We start from the raw sequence: 16611 nt of genomic DNA, 5'->3' as shown, positions 1-16611 counted from the left end.
GTAGAACAGAAACACAAAAGCCGTTTGTGAGTTAAGCAAGCGGCTTTTTTATACTTACTCTATGCCTATTCCGGTTTAATTGCGGTAATGGTACTTACCACTCTGCCTTGACCTAGCCTGGTTTCAATCGACTTTCCTATCTGCAGGTCGTCTACCTTCTTAACAATTTTATTGTTCTCGTCAAAGGTGAGTGAGTAGCCACGGTTCAACACATTTAGCGGACTAACCAAATGCAAAGCTTGGTTGTGGGAAGTTAAGTTCCGGCGCTTTTCATTCAGTAGCCGAACCATGCTACTCATCAGGCGTTGCTCTCGTTTTTGTGCAAGCTCTTGTTCAACTTTTATGGCGCGCTCTGGGTGTTGCTGCCCTAAACGGTGTTGTAATTGGGTCGTTCTTGTTTGTTCTTGGCGAAGCCTATGTTGTATCGAGCGTTGCAAACGAGCCGAAAGTTCGTCCAGCTGTTGTGCTTGCCTCTCAATACGGAATTTCGGATTCAGCGGCATCAAGCGCGATTGCAGGTAGTTCGCTTTATGCTTGGCATTGCTAAGAATATGATTTAGAGCTCGCCAGCATCGTTGACGCAGTAAGTTTAGATTTTGAATATGGTGTTGGCGATCTGCACTTAACAGTTCTGCTGCTTGCGAAGGTGTTGCCGCTCGCAAGTCTGCAACAAAGTCTGCGATGGTAAAGTCAATTTCGTGGCCCACGGCACTTAGCGTGGGTATTGGACTATTGGCGATATCGCGCGCTAACTGCTCATCGTTGAATGCCCATAAGTCTTCCAGCGAGCCACCGCCCCGGGTAAGCAATATGGCGTCTACTTCATTGCGGGCTATCGCTGTGGCCAATGCTTGGCGAATGAGTTTTGGTGCTTCTGTACCTTGCACTTGAGCAGGATAAACAATGATATGAATGCTTGGATCTCTGTGACGCAGTACGGCAAGAACGTCCTTTAAAGCTGCGCCGGTTGCTGAAGTAACAATGCCAAGTTTTTGCACGGAAGGAATCGGCTTTTTTCGTTCTTGCGCAAACAACCCTTCACTGGCGAGCTTGGCTTTGAGTTCTTCATATTGTTGCTGCAATAAGCCGACACCTGCAGGTTCTAGATGCTCGACAATAATCTGATAGTTACCGCGTGGCTCGTACAAACTAATGCGCGCTCGCACCATAACTTGCATGCCATTTGCGACCTGAGCTTGCACACGCATATTATTTCCACGAAACATAGCGCAGCTAATTTGTGCCTGTTCGTCTTTTAAAGTGAAGTACCAATGCCCTGAACCTGGGCGAGAGAAATTTGAAATTTCCCCTACTAACCAAACAGATGGGAAATTTTGCTCAAGCAACCCGCGCACTTCTCGGTTAAGTCTGGAAACGGTAAATATGTCGCGAGCGTCCTGCATGAAAGGAGTTCCTGTGAAATTTGTACAAAAATTAAGAAAATTTTAGTTTACTGCAACGCCCACTATGAGTAAAATACCGCCGCAACATTAAGCCCATGCGGTTCCCTAAGTGAGAGATGTTGCTATGTTACGACTTGCACAAGAAGCACTCACGTTTGACGACGTGTTACTCCTACCCGCACATTCTACCGTGCTCCCTAATCTTGCCAAACTTAATACGCGTTTAACACGCAAAATTGAGTTAAAAATACCTCTTGTATCTGCGGCTATGGATACAGTCACCGAGGCTGAGCTTGCCATTGCGCTGGCGCAAGAAGGTGGAATGGGTTTTATCCACAAAAATATGAGCATTGCTGAGCAAGCGGCTCATGTACGTCGTGTGAAAAAATATGAAAGCGGTACAGTGTCTGACCCGGTAACCGTTACGCCAGACACTACGCTACAGCAAATTAAAGCGCTTGCACACGAGCACGGCTTTCACGGCTTCCCTGTTGTCGACAACGACCGCTTAGTCGGTATTGTTACAGGCCGTGATGTGCGCTCTGAAGATTCGAGCCACCGCAGCGTTGCAGACGTGATGACGCCAGAAGAGCGTTTAATCACCGTAACCGATAAAGCCAGCAGTGAAGAAATTCTTGGCTTAATGCACAAGCATCGCATTGAGAAAATTCTAGTGGTCGACGACGCGCACCGCTTGAATGGCATGATTACCCTAAAAGACTTTGAGAAAGCAGCGAACAAACCTAATGCTTGTAAAGACGAGCAAGGTCGTTTGCGTGTAGGCGCTGCAGTTGGTGTTGGCGCGGGTACGGAAGAACGCGTAGCGGCACTGGTAGAAGCTGGCGTAGACGTTATTCTAGTCGACACTTCTCATGGTCACTCTCAAGGCGTACTCGACCGCGTACGTTGGGTTCGTGACAATTTTCCTGATATCCAATTGATCGGCGGCAACATTGCAACTGCAGAAGGCGCTATTGCTTTGGCAGACGCTGGCGCAGATGCCGTAAAAGTAGGTATTGGCCCAGGTTCAATTTGTACGACCCGTATTGTTACTGGTTGTGGTGTTCCGCAAATTACCGCGATTTCAAATGCAGTAGCGGCACTAGAAGAACGCGGTATTCCAGTCATTGCCGACGGTGGTATTCGCTTCTCAGGTGATATTGCGAAAGCGCTAGCTGCTGGCGCAAGCTGTGTCATGGTGGGTAGTATGCTGGCTGGTACTGAAGAGTCTCCAGGCGAAGTAGAGCTTTACCAAGGTCGTTACTATAAGTCTTACCGTGGCATGGGCAGCTTAGGTGCGATGAACCAAAGCCATGGTTCTTCAGACCGTTACTTCCAGTCTTCTAACCAGGCTGACAAGTTAGTACCTGAAGGCATTGAAGGACGCATCGCGTATAAAGGTCCAATTGCCAACATTATTCACCAGCAAATGGGCGGTTTGCGCTCAGCAATGGGGCTTACGGGCAGCCCAGATATCGACACACTCCGCACTAAACCTCAGTTTGTGAAGGTGACAGCTGCGGGTATGGGTGAGTCGCACGTACACGACGTGCAGATCACAAAAGAAGCTCCTAACTACAGACTAGGCTGAGGCGCATGACACAAGATATTCATCAGCATCGAATACTGATTCTTGATTTTGGTTCTCAATACACGCAACTGATTGCACGCCGTGTGCGCGAAATTGGTGTGTATTGTGAGCTTTGGGCGTGGGACGTAAGCGAAGAAGATATTCGCAACTTTAACCCGCAAGGTATTATTCTTTCAGGTGGCCCTGAAAGTGTAACTGAAGCGAACTCCCCTCGTGCGCCAGAATATGTTTTTAACGCAGGCGTGCCAGTTCTAGGTGTGTGCTACGGCATGCAAACGATGTCTGAGCAATTGGGCGGTAAAGTTCAAGGTTCGTTAGAGCGTGAATTTGGTTATGCTCGCGTAGAGCGCACAGGCGACTGTAAACTATTCGATAAAATTGAAGATGCTATTGGCGACAACGGCGCTTCAATGCTCGACGTTTGGATGAGCCACGGCGACAAAGTTATCGAAATTCCTGACGGTTTCAGTACTGTTGCGAAAACGGACACTTGCCCTCATGCAGCCATTGCTAATGAAGAAAAGCAATTCTACGGCGTTCAATTCCACCCGGAAGTAACCCATACCAAACAAGGTTTACGTATGCTCGAGCATTTCGTAACCGACGTGTGTGGTTGTGAAAAGCTATGGACCGCCGCATCGATTATTGACGACGCGGTAGAACGCATTCGTGAACAAGTGGGTAGTGGCAAAGTTATTCTTGGCCTGTCGGGCGGAGTAGACTCGTCTGTAACCGCTATGCTTTTGCACCGTGCTATTGGTTCTCAGCTTACTTGTGTCTTTGTAGACAACGGCTTGCTTCGTTTAAACGAAGGTGAGCAAGTGATGGAAATGTTCGGTGACCATTTTGGTTTGAACATTATTCGCGTTGACGCGGAAGACCGTTTCTTGTCTGCGCTTGCAGGCGAAGATGAGCCAGAAGCAAAACGTAAAATTATCGGCCGAGTGTTTATTGAAGTGTTCGACGAAGAAGCTTCGAAATTAACGGAAGTTGATTGGCTAGCACAGGGTACTATTTACCCAGACGTTATTGAATCTGCAGGTTCTAAAACGGGTAAAGCACACGTGATTAAGTCGCACCATAACGTAGGCGGCTTACCTGAAGACATGAAGATGGGTCTTGTTGAGCCATTACGCGAACTGTTTAAAGACGAAGTTCGTAAAATTGGCCTCGAACTAGGCTTGCCTTACGACATGCTTTATCGCCACCCATTCCCAGGGCCAGGCTTAGGCGTTCGTGTGTTAGGTGAAGTGAAAAAGGAATACTGCGACTTATTGCGCAGAGCCGACGCAATTTTCATTGAAGAGCTTCACAAAGCCGATTGGTATCATAAAGTAAGCCAAGCATTTGCGGTATTCCTACCCGTGAAAAGTGTTGGTGTAATGGGCGACGCACGTAAGTACGACTGGGTAGTTGCTGTACGCGCTGTGGAAACCATCGACTTTATGACCGCTCGTTGGGCACACTTACCTTACGAGTTGTTGGAACGCGTTTCGAACCGCATTATCAACGAAATCGACGGCATTTCTCGTGTGGTTTATGACATTTCGGGCAAGCCTCCTGCGACCATTGAGTGGGAGTAAGTTGTTGTTAGTACGCAAATGTTGGCTTGGCTTTATTGCTTTAGCTATGGTTGCGTGCGCAGCACCACAGACGGGGTTCGTTGCGGCTCAAATTGACGAGGCGCAACGGTACTTACCCGAAAATGACCTCTGTATTGATAGTTCATTACGGGCAAAGCAACTGACTTCTCATTGTGTGTTCGGGATGCCCAACCTTGCTTCTGATGCCGACTTTGCGGTGATTGGTGATAGCCATGCCATGGTGCTGATGGATGCAGTCAAAACCCTAGCTGAAGAGCATACTCTGACTGGGATGAATTTGACTATGAGCGGTTGCCCTCCTTTTGAATTCGCCGTACGAAGTCCCGCGCGAGAGAAGGATGTTCAATGTGAACAGTTTCGTGGGCATATACTCGAAGCAGCTAGGGCCGGTGCGCTGCCTAAAGAGCTGATTATTCATGCGCGCTGGGGGATTCACTTTAGCGCAACAAGATTTAATAACGGTGAGGGAGGCCTAGAACCGGAAGAGTATCAAGTGTTTGCAACCCCCGAAACAGCAACACTTGGTCATGAGCAAGCGTTAAGCGCTAGTTTAGAAAGCATTCTTTTAGAACTCCTTGATTCAAATTATAACGTTATTTTCGTTCACTCTGTGCCCGAAATGGGTTGGAATGTGGGAGATGAGTTGCGTAGTCTTTATGTGCATGAAGGAACTCTCGATCGCTATAGTGCGTCAGTTTCGTTACAGTCTTACATGACGAGAAACCAAGGGGTTATGGATACGGTTGCTAAAGTGGCGCAACAATTCCCAAACCAACTTCAGCAGGTTTTTCCTCACGAGTATTTTTGTGACCGTCGGAAAGAACGTTGTTTTGCGCATTTTCAGGGAGCTCCTTTATACTACGACGATGACCACGTTTCGACCGTGGGGGCCTATATACTTGTCCAGGAATTAGGAATTTTTAATGAGTTCTGATTTAGGTTGGCTGAGCCTGCTAGCGTCTCTGCTTTTGCCGGCGGAAGTTAATCGTTAAATTGATGCTGACGCCCCCAATTGCGATCATTTATTAGGAAATAATTCATATCGCCTGTTGTTTCAACTGCTGAGTGATAATCAGCTCCTCGCATCCTCATAGACTTTGAACTTCTAAAGACTCGTTTCATTCAATCGTTGACACTCCTCAACAGTTACCACGAGGTCCATGCTTTCGGTTTGCAATGCGTTCATGATATAACCTAACCACAGAGATTATCTATTCACCTAGCGGTCAATTACTGGCAGAAGGCAATAACGGCTAGTATACCAAGTATTACATCTACTTCGGTGGCACGTTGGTCGTGTATATCAAAGGAACGACGCTTTATTACGTGCATACCGACCATCTAGGTCGTCCAGAAGCGATTACCAACAGCTCAAAGAGTGTAGTATGGCGAGCAGAGCCAACAACCTTTGGAACACGAAACGTCGTTTCTAGCTCTATTGGCGCATTTAATATCGGCTTCCCAGGTCAATATTGGGATAGTGAAAAACAGAGTTGGTATAACCTCAACAGAGATTACGACCCAGAAACAGGACGGTATTTGCAGAGTGACCCGATTGGGCTTGCTGGCGGGATGAATGCTTATGCTTATGTAGAGGGGAATCCATTGATATTCTTTGATGAGCTAGGACTATGTCGAGAAGTTTCATCCTTAACTTCTGGGAGAGTGTTTCGAGTGGGATATCAGGACCCAAATAATCCAAACACTGGCTTAGGGTGGAGAATCTCCATTATGAACAGTGATGGTCAAACGTATGACCAATATGGCCATATGGACCCAGGTTCAACTGTAGCGGTAGGTACTATTGTGAATGTTGGAGATGTGATTGGCAGCTACGCTGATCCAACAAATGGACGCTCGTCAGGTCCTCATGTACACCATGAAAGAAGAAACTCGTCTGGGGGTATTGTAGACCCCGGAACTCAGTCCCCTCTCAGTAATGGAGTAGCGACAAGTATGTTCGGCGAAACAGATAGCATGCATTCCAATCCACACCAAGGTAATGATTGGGTTGATAGCGGAGGGGATTGTGGCTGTAGTTAATAAACTTTTGATGAGCCTTTCACTATTTTTGGGCGCTGAAAGTGGTGTATCAAATTGTAATGACAATATTTTGAAGATTCTCGAAGTGTCTCCAGAAAGTTGCCAATTAGAAATTCTTAATGAGAATTGGGGAGTATCTAAGTATTCAATAAGTAATTTCGAGGGAGCTACCGTCTTTTTGTCAGTAACCGAAGATGAAAACCTATTGATTTCACCGGCGATGGAAGGGGAGGTCGTCCTTTTGGAAAACGAGGAAAGGATTCTCGTAGTGGGTCAAAGCGCTCACCATATTGTTCAGAACAGTTATCTTTTTGATTCCAATCTAAGAGAGATTAAGAGGATAGACCATGAACCGATTTCATATTTTGGAGTCAGTGATGATGATGCAATATTTTGGTTAGTTATGAATAAAGTGGAGGAGCAACCAGTCTCTTATGTGAGAGTTTTTGATTCAAATGGTAAAGCTATTGGGTCTTTTAGAGCTGAAGCCGAAGAAGATAAAATTATCGTGTTCCAAGGTCGAGAATATAACATTCAAGTTCTTAAGCCTGAGATTCCAGGGTGATTCTTATACATAAAGCCGGCAATGTATTTCAACGCACCTACACGTACAACGATGATAACCGAATGGCGAGCATGACATATCAATATGGTGCAGGGTCGAGTCTAACGACAAACTATGTATATAACGCATTAGGGCAACGTGTTCGTAAGTCAGGCGGTGCGGCAACTGCCACAGACTTCATCTATTCCCCTAGCGGTCAATTACTGGCAGAAGGCAATAACGGCCAGTATACCAAGTATTACATCTATTTCGGTGGCACTTTGGTCGGGTATATCAAAGGAACAACCCTTTATTATGTGCATACCGACCATCTAGGTCGTCCTGAAGCGATTACGAACAGCTCCAAGAGTGTAGTATGGCGAGCAGAGCCAACAACCTTTGGAGTCAGAAACGTTGTTTCTAGCTCTATTGGCGCATTTAATATCGGCTTGATTACGGGCATCCTGCCCTTCACCCATGCGGGCCATGCTTCGCATGTTCAAAATCGTTCCATACGATTTTGTCCCGGCCAATACTGGGACAGCGAAAAGCAGAGTTGGTACAACCTCAATCGTGATTATGACCCCGAAACAGGACGGTATTTGCAGAGCGACCCGATTGGGCTTGCGGGTGGTTTTAATACTTATGTTTATGTTGGAGGAAACCCCGTAAACCTTATCGATCCATTAGGGTTGGCACAGATTTGCAGTCGACCATTAATGGATTTTAACAAGCAGTGGGGTCCCTTCCGTCACGATCAAATTTTCTATGAAAATGGTGAAAATAGTGGTTATTTCTCAGAAACCGACGCCGTAGTTGGACCTGGTGTTGTTCAAGAAGACGATGATGACCGCTATCAGTGTGAAGCAAAGGAATACGACGACGAACTATTAAAAAACGCTGAGGAGCGTGTCCAAACTTACTTTAGCCCTGAATACAATTTAGCAACTAATAATTGCCAGCATTATGTTCAAGAGGTATTGCGGATTTATGACAATATGCAGCGAGACTTGAGGTACGGAATTCAATGAAAACTTCAAAATGGTACATCCTGATTCTAGTATTAGTAATCATTGTTTCACCTTTGCACTGGTATTCGAAATGGCAACTAAAGCATTTCGAGTACGGGGGCGTTGTGGGGTTTATAGCGTCTGTTTTCTATACACCGAGTGATTTTCGTGATGTTTTGTGGTCTGGGATGCTATATCCTAACGAAACATATAATTTGAGCCTCTCCCACAATTATTTGGGGGGACATGAGGTCAGGGTTGTTTATGATTTAACGACCAGCGCAAGCACTTTTGATGTTCATTTTAGCTGTGAAAGCGGTTTTTATAAACAATTTAAATCTAGTCACATGGGAAATATTACCTCATCTGAGCGCACAATGAGCCCTGTTGCTTTTGGAGGTTATCAAGTTAGTGATCTTTCCGATTTTGAAAATTGCGCGATAAAAATCGACAGTGATACTTTGGATGGTCCATTTTTCGTTTATTTCAGAAAGGGTTACCCATTATGAGCTTGTGGTTTTCAAATTAAAATCGCGACTAGGGCACTGAGCCTTAGCAATAGAATCTGATTATACCAGTATCTTTTAATCTTTGGAGCGAGCCTTGTATCTCGGCTTTGGCAAAGTGAATCTGCCTTTCATTGTTAGCTGCTTATAACCTACGCTTCTAAGTTATTACCGCCCCTTAACCTGTGCCTTTTTTCTTCGTGATATAATCGTGGCATGATGAGAACCGCGCTTGAGAACATTATGTTTCAGTTGCTGCGGTTTTTTACTGTTTAGAGAAAATAAGGCTCGTTCATGAGTACAGAACTAGGTTGGTTAAGCCTGCTTCCATCTTTGTTGGCAATATTTGTGGCTATTGCAACACGCCGTGTAATTATTGCCTTACTGGGTGGGGTGCTGTTGGCGCATTATCTATGGCTTGAGTACGACGCTGTTGCTGGAGCCGTTTCTGCCGCATTAAGTTTGCATGAAAAGCTTTTAGACCCCGGAAATATATTAATTTGGGGATTTACCTTAGCCATTGGAGCGCTTTTTGGCGTTCTTGAGCAAGGCGGTACGTTTCAACATTTTGTACAGGCACTTGAAAACAAGAAGTGGGTGCATAGCCCTAGACGTGCGCGTTTGTTTACTTGGATTCTAGGCGTCGTCACTTTCATTGAGTCTAACGTTTCTATAATGACTTCGGGCACTACCTCACGGCCTATTTATGACCGCTTGGGCATGAGCCGCCAAAAGCTAGCTTATATTATCGACTCCACTTGTGCGCCGGTATGTATTCTGATTCCTTTAAATGCATGGGGTGCTTTTAACTTGGGGTTAATTGGACAACAGAATATAGAAAACCCTTTAACTACGCTTGCTGTTTCTGTGGTGCTTAATGCATACGCGGTATTCGCACTATTTCTGGCGCTTTGGGTGGCATGGAGTGGTTGGAACTTTGGCCCCATGAAAAAGTATGAAGTTGCTGCAAAACGCGCTCACGTAGAAAGCCAGATCGCGCAAACAGCAAATAGCGTTGTGAATAAGCGAGCCACCATTACGGTAATTGCTTCTTTGGCGCTTATGGTGCTTATGGTACCTATTATGCTGTTCGTAACTGGCGAAGGCTCTTTTGTGGAAGGCGACGGCATGCTCAGCGTGTTCACTGCAATTTACATTGCCCTTGCAATTGCCATAGTGGGAACCTTTATCAGTTTTCCGAAATCTGCGAATAAAATTGCCTACGGTATTGGCCATGGGGTGATTAAAATTCTCCCCCTTGCCGTGATTCTTTGGCTCGCTATTGCGCTTGGAGACATCACGCGTACTCTAGGTGCGGGGCAATACCTTACTCAGCTCATTAACGAGAGTTTGCCGGTGTATTTGTTGCCTGCATTAGTATTTATTCTCTCGGCAGTTACAGCCTTTGCCATAGGCTCAAGTTGGGGAACCTTCGCCCTCATGTTGCCTTTAGCTATACCATTGGCTCTGGGCTTGGGAATGCCTGTACCGCTGCTTATTGGTGCTGCTTTAGCGGGTGGTATTTTTGGCGACCACGCTTCACCTATTAGTGACACGACTATTATCGCTTCATTGGCTTCCGGTGCTGAACATATTTCGCATGTGCGTACTCAGTTACCGTACGCTATGTTGGCAGCAGGCATGACCATTGTATTTTATTTAATTGCAGGCTTCTTCGTGCAATGGCAAGGACTAAACCCAGGATGACAGAGCTAGACCAAGCTTTTATGCAAGAGGCGTTAGCTGAAGCGCAAAAAGCCGAAGCTATTGGCGAAGTTCCTGTGGGCGCTGTTGTGGTGCATCGTGGAGAGGTTATTGCGCGCGGTCATAACCAAGTAATTACTCAGCTCGACCCTTCCGCTCATGCGGAAATGATAGCCCTGCGCGAAGCTGCCAAAGTTATTGGTAATTACCGGATTGAAGATACCACTTTGTATGTCACCTTAGAGCCATGCCCGATGTGTGCGGGTTTACTCGTTCATAGTCGTATCAGTCGTTTGGTTTTTGGGGCGTATGACTTGAAAACAGGTTCGGCGGGAAGCTTAATGAACTTGGTCAAGCACGACGCGCTGAACCATCAAGTTGAGGTGGAAAGCGGTGTACTCGAAGATGAGTGCGCGACAATTTTAAGCGATTTTTTTAAGCATCGCCGCGCTCAGAAGAAGCGTCTGCGCCAGCTATCTCAACATACTCAGGATCTAGACAAACCGGAGTAGAACGCCCCTTGGCTCCGCCCTCTGTAAGGTGAAACCACTTCTGCCTGCGCTCTACAATGCGTTTGGCTTGTTTGCGGTTGCGTTGATGACGTCTTTCGTTGCGTTTAAAACGTTTGCCTACAATTCGCATTAGTCCTCCAACACAATATTGTTCGCCTGTCTGCTATCAGAGTCACCATAAGGTATCCGACCCTGTTCATCAAGCCATCTCATCGTGTCGTAATAGCGTCTAATATTACCGACATATCTTACGGGTTCGTCGCCTCTAGCGTAGCCATAACGAGTGGTTCGATAGTATTGTTTTTGGCGCAGTAACGGTAAACGCTCTCGAACGTCTACCCAGTAGTCCGGGTTGCCACCTTGGCGTTCGGTGATGATTCTCGCGTCATTTAAATGACCAAGTCCCACGTTATATGCCGCAAGTGCAAACCAAGTACGGTCTGGTTCTGCTATGCGTGCGGGTATGCGTTGTTTCATGCGCGCTAAATATTGTGAGCCACCGCGAATGCTCTCTTCTGCGTCTAGTCGGCTGCGTACATTGACTGAGCGAGCTGTAGGTAGAGTAAGCATCATCATGCCGCGAACACCTGTTGGCGAGCGCGCCCATGGGTTCCAGTGAGACTCTTGGTAACTTACTGCCGCTAACAAACGCCAGTCTAAGTCGCCTGCATGCTCTTGGAACATCGGTAAATATTCTGGTAAGCGCTCTTCTACTGCTTCAATGAATAAGCGTGTGTCCACGTAGTTAAATTCTTCCACGTGACCAAAGTAACGGTCGGCTAGTTTGTCGATGTAACCACTGTTATGACGCGCACCCAAATACTCAATGGCCGATGCATATAAACTGTCGTCCGCTTCTTGAGGAAACGCCCAAGCCAAGGGTACGTTCTCGCGTACGGTAAATGCCACGCTCAGGTCGGGGTAATAGCGGCGCTTAATATCTAAATGGTGCGAATCGACTATGGTGAAGTCGACAGTTTCGTCCATGACTTGCTCGAGTAGTTCGTCGCTGTCATACAGGTGTGTGGTAGTCCAATCTAAATGCGGGTAAAGGTTGTGAATACGCGTAAGCAATTCCTGGTGGCTGCTTTGTGTGACCACGCGAATTTTACCGTTCACTTCAGACCAATCTCTGGGCCGGTCGCGCGAGCCTTGCAGATACACAAGTTTTTGCTCGATATGGTGATAGGCAGGTGAAAAGCGGACACGTTCGCGTCGGTCGTCGGTAACGTCTAAACCTGCAGCTAGGAAGTCGACTTGACCGCTGTCTAAAAGCTGCCAAAGTTCACGTAAATCTACAGCTGTTGTGACTTCAAGTTCTACGTCTAATTCTTGCGCTAAGCCTTGCGCGAGTTCGTACTCAAAACCACTAGAAACTTCATTGCGCACCATGTAATTGGTGGGATTCATGAGCGTGCCAATTCTCAGCACCCCACGTTCTTGAATTTTGTCTAAACGAGACATTTCAATGGGGTCTGGTGTACACGCAATCAATAACGCGAGTATCCACGATACTCCGAGAACACGCCATAACCTTGGCTTACTCACGTTAATTTGCATAGTTTTTTCCGTTTCAAAGTTTCATTAGAGACTATTTATCTTTTATAAGTACCGTTGTGGACTGAGATAAAAATAGCCACCGGCATTGGAACTTATGGACGATAATCAGTCTTTGGTTATTTATATCATTTAATGAGGTGATTTGCATAAGCTTGATTGTCGCAAATTGTTGCATAAACACGTATAATGTTCGCCCATCTAAACTCCCCCAACAATTAGCTGGAGCCAAGCGCGTGATCATAGTTCAAGGTGCCTCTGTTCTATCTTCGTTTAAAGCCGAAAAAATCCTCTCGTCGCTGAATAAAGCGGGTTTTCAATGTAAAGCAGTTCGTGCAGAACAAGTCTTTTTTCTGCATGGGCAAACGCCAGATATAGCGCTTTCAAAAGAAGACACCGAGCGTTTGTCGGCTATTCTTAGCGGCGAAGTCATTCATGACCTTCAGCTCACCGCAGACCAACGCTTAGTCTTGCCTCGACTAGGCACAATTTCACCATGGTCGTCGAAGGCTACCGACATTATTCATAACTGTGGGTTTTCCGTGATTCAACGCGCAGAGCGCGGTGTCGTGTGGAGTTTTGACGGAGTTGAACATAGCCAAATTTCTGATGCTGCAAAATTTGTTTTTGACCGCATGACAGAAGTCGCGGTTGCAGAAGTGCCTTCAGAACAAGTGTTGTTCGCAGAGCAAAAGCCTGGCCATTTAAAAACCGTAGATATTCTTAGCGGTGGGCGTAAAGCACTAGCCACTGCCAACGTTGAAATGGGTTTGGCACTTGCGGAAGACGAGATTGATTATCTTGTTGAAAGATTCTCTGAGCTGCAACGTAATCCTACCGACGTTGAGCTGTATATGTTTGCGCAAGCGAACTCTGAACATTGCCGCCATAAAATATTCAACGCGGATTGGACGATTGATGGTGTAGAACAGCCCAAATCGTTGTTCAAAATGATTAAGCGCACATTCGAAGCAACACCAGACTATGTGTTGAGCGCATACAAAGATAACGCTGCAGTTATGGAAGGCAGCATGGCGGGGCGTTTTTATCCGAATAGTGAACATGAGTATCGTTACCATGGCGAGCCGGTTCATATTCTTATGAAAGTGGAAACGCATAACCATCCAACGGCTATTTCTCCATACCCTGGAGCTGCTACGGGCTCTGGTGGTGAAATTCGTGACGAAGGCGCAACGGGTATCGGTTCTAAGCCGAAAGCGGGTCTTACAGGATTCTCAGTGTCGAACCTGCAAATTCCAGGGTTTGAACAACCGTGGGAAAAGCATTACGGCAAACCAGACCGCATTGTTACCGCTCTGCAAATTATGACGGAAGGCCCATTGGGTGGCGCGGCGTTCAATAACGAATTTGGTCGTCCGAATTTGCTTGGCTATTTCCGTACATTCGAAGCGAATGTAGATAGCTTTGCCGGACAAGAGGTTCGTGGTTATCACAAGCCGATTATGATTGCTGGTGGCCTAGGCAACATTAAAGAAGAGCACGTGCAGAAGGGCGTAATTCCGAATGGTGCGCCGCTTATCGTGCTAGGTGGTCCTGCTATGAACATCGGTCTTGGGGGCGGTGCTGCCTCTTCGATGGCATCGGGTCAGTCTGACGAAGACTTAGACTTTGCTTCTGTGCAGCGAGACAACCCAGAAATGGAGCGTCGCTGCCAAGAGGTTATTGACCGTTGCTGGCAAATGGGTAAAAACAACCCGATCGTATTTATCCATGACGTGGGCGCAGGTGGGCTTTCTAACGCATTACCAGAACTTGTAGACGACGCTGGCAAAGGCGGTAGTTTCAAACTTCGCGAAGTTCCGAATGACGAGCCTGGAATGCCACCAGTAGCTGTGTGGTGTAACGAGTCTCAAGAACGTTATGTACTGGCAGTAGCACCTGAAAACTTAGAATTGTTTGAACAGATTTGTCATCGTGAGCGAGCGCCTTTTGCGGTTGTTGGTGAAGCGACAGAAGAGCGTGACTTGAAGCTTTATGATGAAGTTTTTGATAATTACCCAGTAGACATGCCTCTGGATGTTCTTTTGGGTAAAGCGCCGAAAATGCACCGTGACGTGCAAAGCAGCAGTGCAAAAGGTGACGCATTTAATGCGCAAAATGTAGATATTAACGAAGCATTTGAGCGCGTGCTCAGATTGCCTACTGTTGCGGAGAAAACCTTCTTAATTACCATTGGCGACCGTTCTGTAACTGGTTTAGTTGCGCGTGACCAAATGGTTGGCCCATGGCAAATACCTGTGGCAGATTGCGCGGTAACCGCAGCTTCATTCGACAGCTATGCCGGTGAAGCGATGTCGATGGGTGAGCGCACTCCAATTGCGTTGCTTAACCATGCGGCTTCAGCGCGTATGGCTGTGGGCGAAGCTTTAACGAATATCGTGGGCACCGAAATTGGTGACTTAAAACGTGTGAAGCTTTCTGCAAACTGGATGGCGGCAGCGGGTCACCCTGGTGAAGATGCCGGTTTATATGAAGCAGTCAAAGCTGTTGGTGAAGAGCTTTGCCCTGCGCTTGGAATTACTATTCCAGTAGGTAAAGACTCGATGTCGATGAAAACGGCATGGCAAGAGCAAGACGAAGAAAAATCAGTGACTGCGCCGTTAAGCCTTGTTATCTCCGCATTTGCACGCGTAACGGATATTCGCAAAACGGTAACTCCGCAATTAAAACCCGAGCAAGGTGGAAAGCTAGTGTTGCTAGACCTTGGACGTGGACAGAACCGAATGGGCGGCTCTGCGTTAGCGCAAGTTTATGAGTCGATTGGACATACTGCACCAGACGTAGACCAACCAGAAGTGCTTTCGGTGTTCTTCAATGCGGTGCAAAAGCTGGTTGCTGCGCAGCAACTGATTGCTCTACACGACCGTTCAGACGGCGGACTTTTAACAACTGTTACCGAAATGGCTTTCGCAGGTCATTGTGGCGTTCGTGTGCACACGCCAGAAGGCGCGAATCCGCAGGAATTCTTGTTTAATGAAGAACTTGGAGCTGTACTGCAGGTGTCGGAAGACGCCCTTGCAAGCTTGCGGGCAGACTTCACCGCTGCCGGTATGGGAGAAATGGTGGTTGAACTTGGTGAAGTGTCCGAAGCAGATGAAGTTGTTGTTGAAGCAGAAGGGGAGCAAGTGTTCCAAGCTAAGCGCTCAACATTGCGTACGATTTGGGCTGAAACTACGCACCAAATGCAAATGCTACGCGACAACCCTGAGTGTGCTAAAGAAGAGTTTGCAGTTAAATCAGACGCAAGCAACCCAGGACTGTTCGCAGACCTAACTTATGATCCAGCACAAGACATTGCAGCGCCATACATTAACAAAGGTGTAGCGCCTAAAGTTGCGATTTTGCGTGAGCAAGGCGTGAACTCGCACTATGAGATGGCTGCAGCATTCGACAGAGCAGGCTTTAAAGCTGTTGATGTTCACATGAGTGACATTATTGCCGGTCGCGTAGACTTAACAGACATGCAAGTACTCGCTGCTTGTGGTGGCTTCTCGTATGGCGACGTACTCGGTGCTGGCGGAGGCTGGGCGCGCTCTATTTTATACAATGAAAATGCACGCAAAGCTTTCGAGAATTACTTTAACCGCGGCGACACATTGTCGTTGGGTGTGTGTAATGGTTGCCAAATGTTGTCAACGCTACACGACTTAATTCCAGGTACAGAAGATTGGCCTAATTTTGTCACGAACCGCTCCGAGCGCTTCGAAGCTCGCGTAGCCATGGTGGAGGTGCAAAATACAAACTCACCTTGGTTTGACGGCATGGAAGGTTCAAAAATGCCTATCGCTGTTTCTCATGGTGAAGGTCGTGCGTTGTTCCGTTCGGCGGAAGACGAAGCTTCATTGGCGAAACGTAACGGTGTTGCGTTGCGCTTCATCGACAACACTGGAAGCGTTACTGAGCAATACCCGTTAAACCCGAATGGTTCTGCTGGTGGTTTAACAAGTGCGGTGAGTAAAGACGGTCGAGTGGCCATTATGATGCCTCACCCTGAACGTGTGTTCAGAGCTGTAGCGAACTCTTGGTATCCGGATGCTTGGAAAGAAGACGGTGCTTGGACGCGGTTATTTAGAAACGCTCGCGTAGCTTTGAAATAAGCTACGCGACCTAGTCAAA

At 46.9% G+C, this 16611-nt stretch carries 12 protein-coding genes; 10 read left to right on the top strand and 2 right to left on the bottom strand.

Features of this window, described 5'->3' with window-relative positions; all coding sequences use genetic code 11:
• Nucleotides 1–65: 65 nt before the first annotated feature.
• Nucleotides 66–1403: an exodeoxyribonuclease VII large subunit gene (gene xseA / locus EYQ95_RS06390; RefSeq protein WP_111915075.1), complete on the bottom strand. Its 1338-nt coding sequence runs from the start codon at nt 1401–1403 to the stop codon at nt 66–68.
• Between the two features lie 124 nt (nt 1404–1527).
• On the opposite strand from xseA, the gene guaB reads away from it, so the two are divergent.
• The 9 genes from guaB to tadA all read left to right on the top strand — a co-directional run bounded on the left by guaB (nt 1528) and on the right by tadA (nt 10917).
• Nucleotides 1528–2994 (top strand): IMP dehydrogenase, encoded by a 1467-nt coding sequence (gene guaB, locus EYQ95_RS06385; RefSeq protein WP_111915074.1) that lies wholly within the window; start codon nt 1528–1530, stop codon nt 2992–2994.
• Nucleotides 2995–2999: 5 nt separating this feature from the next.
• Nucleotides 3000–4577 carry a glutamine-hydrolyzing GMP synthase gene (gene guaA / locus EYQ95_RS06380; protein WP_111915073.1) on the top strand — a complete coding sequence of 526 codons (1578 nt, stop codon included), beginning with the start codon at nt 3000–3002 and terminating at the stop codon, nt 4575–4577.
• 4 nt (nt 4578–4581) lie between these two features.
• Entirely contained in the window at nt 4582–5532 is a 951-nt protein-coding gene (locus tag EYQ95_RS26355) for an SGNH hydrolase domain-containing protein (protein WP_165831955.1), read from the top strand.
• A gap of 362 nt (nt 5533–5894) precedes the next feature.
• A complete protein-coding gene (locus EYQ95_RS26590; protein WP_126266344.1) occupies nt 5895–6641 on the top strand; it encodes an RHS repeat-associated core domain-containing protein in 747 nt (248 codons plus the stop codon).
• Entirely contained in the window at nt 6628–7206 is a 579-nt protein-coding gene (locus EYQ95_RS06365; protein ID WP_111915071.1) for a hypothetical protein, read from the top strand. The genes EYQ95_RS26590 and EYQ95_RS06365 overlap by 14 nt, the downstream gene beginning before the upstream one ends.
• Nucleotides 7207–7268: 62 nt before the next feature.
• The gene (locus EYQ95_RS06360; RefSeq protein WP_111915655.1) at nt 7269–8216 is read left to right on the top strand and encodes an RHS repeat-associated core domain-containing protein; all 948 of its coding nucleotides are present in this window, start codon (nt 7269–7271) and stop codon (nt 8214–8216) included.
• The gene (locus EYQ95_RS06355; RefSeq protein ID WP_111915070.1) at nt 8213–8704 is read left to right on the top strand and encodes a hypothetical protein; all 492 of its coding nucleotides are present in this window, start codon (nt 8213–8215) and stop codon (nt 8702–8704) included. The genes EYQ95_RS06360 and EYQ95_RS06355 overlap by 4 nt, the downstream gene beginning before the upstream one ends.
• A 291-nt stretch (nt 8705–8995) precedes the next feature.
• The gene (locus tag EYQ95_RS06350) at nt 8996–10408 is read left to right on the top strand and encodes a Na+/H+ antiporter NhaC family protein (RefSeq protein ID WP_111915069.1); all 1413 of its coding nucleotides are present in this window, start codon (nt 8996–8998) and stop codon (nt 10406–10408) included.
• On the top strand, nt 10405–10917 hold the full coding sequence (gene tadA, locus EYQ95_RS06345; RefSeq protein WP_111915068.1) for a tRNA adenosine(34) deaminase TadA: 513 nt from the start codon (nt 10405–10407) through the stop codon (nt 10915–10917). Before EYQ95_RS06350 ends, tadA begins: the two co-directional genes overlap by 4 nt.
• Before the next feature lie 129 nt (nt 10918–11046).
• Here tadA and mltF read toward each other — a convergent pair whose 3' ends face one another.
• Nucleotides 11047–12477, bottom strand: coding sequence for a membrane-bound lytic murein transglycosylase MltF (mltF, locus tag EYQ95_RS06340; protein ID WP_111915067.1), 1431 nt, complete (start codon nt 12475–12477; stop codon nt 11047–11049).
• A 233-nt stretch (nt 12478–12710) separates the two neighbouring features.
• Between mltF and purL the strand changes: the two genes are divergently transcribed.
• A complete protein-coding gene (gene purL / locus EYQ95_RS06335; RefSeq protein ID WP_111915065.1) occupies nt 12711–16592 on the top strand; it encodes a phosphoribosylformylglycinamidine synthase in 3882 nt (1293 codons plus the stop codon).
• Nucleotides 16593–16611 lie beyond the last annotated feature (19 nt).

The organism is Lysobacter sp. N42 (assembly GCF_004344885.1).
This window is presented reverse-complemented; position numbering and strand designations above follow the sequence as displayed.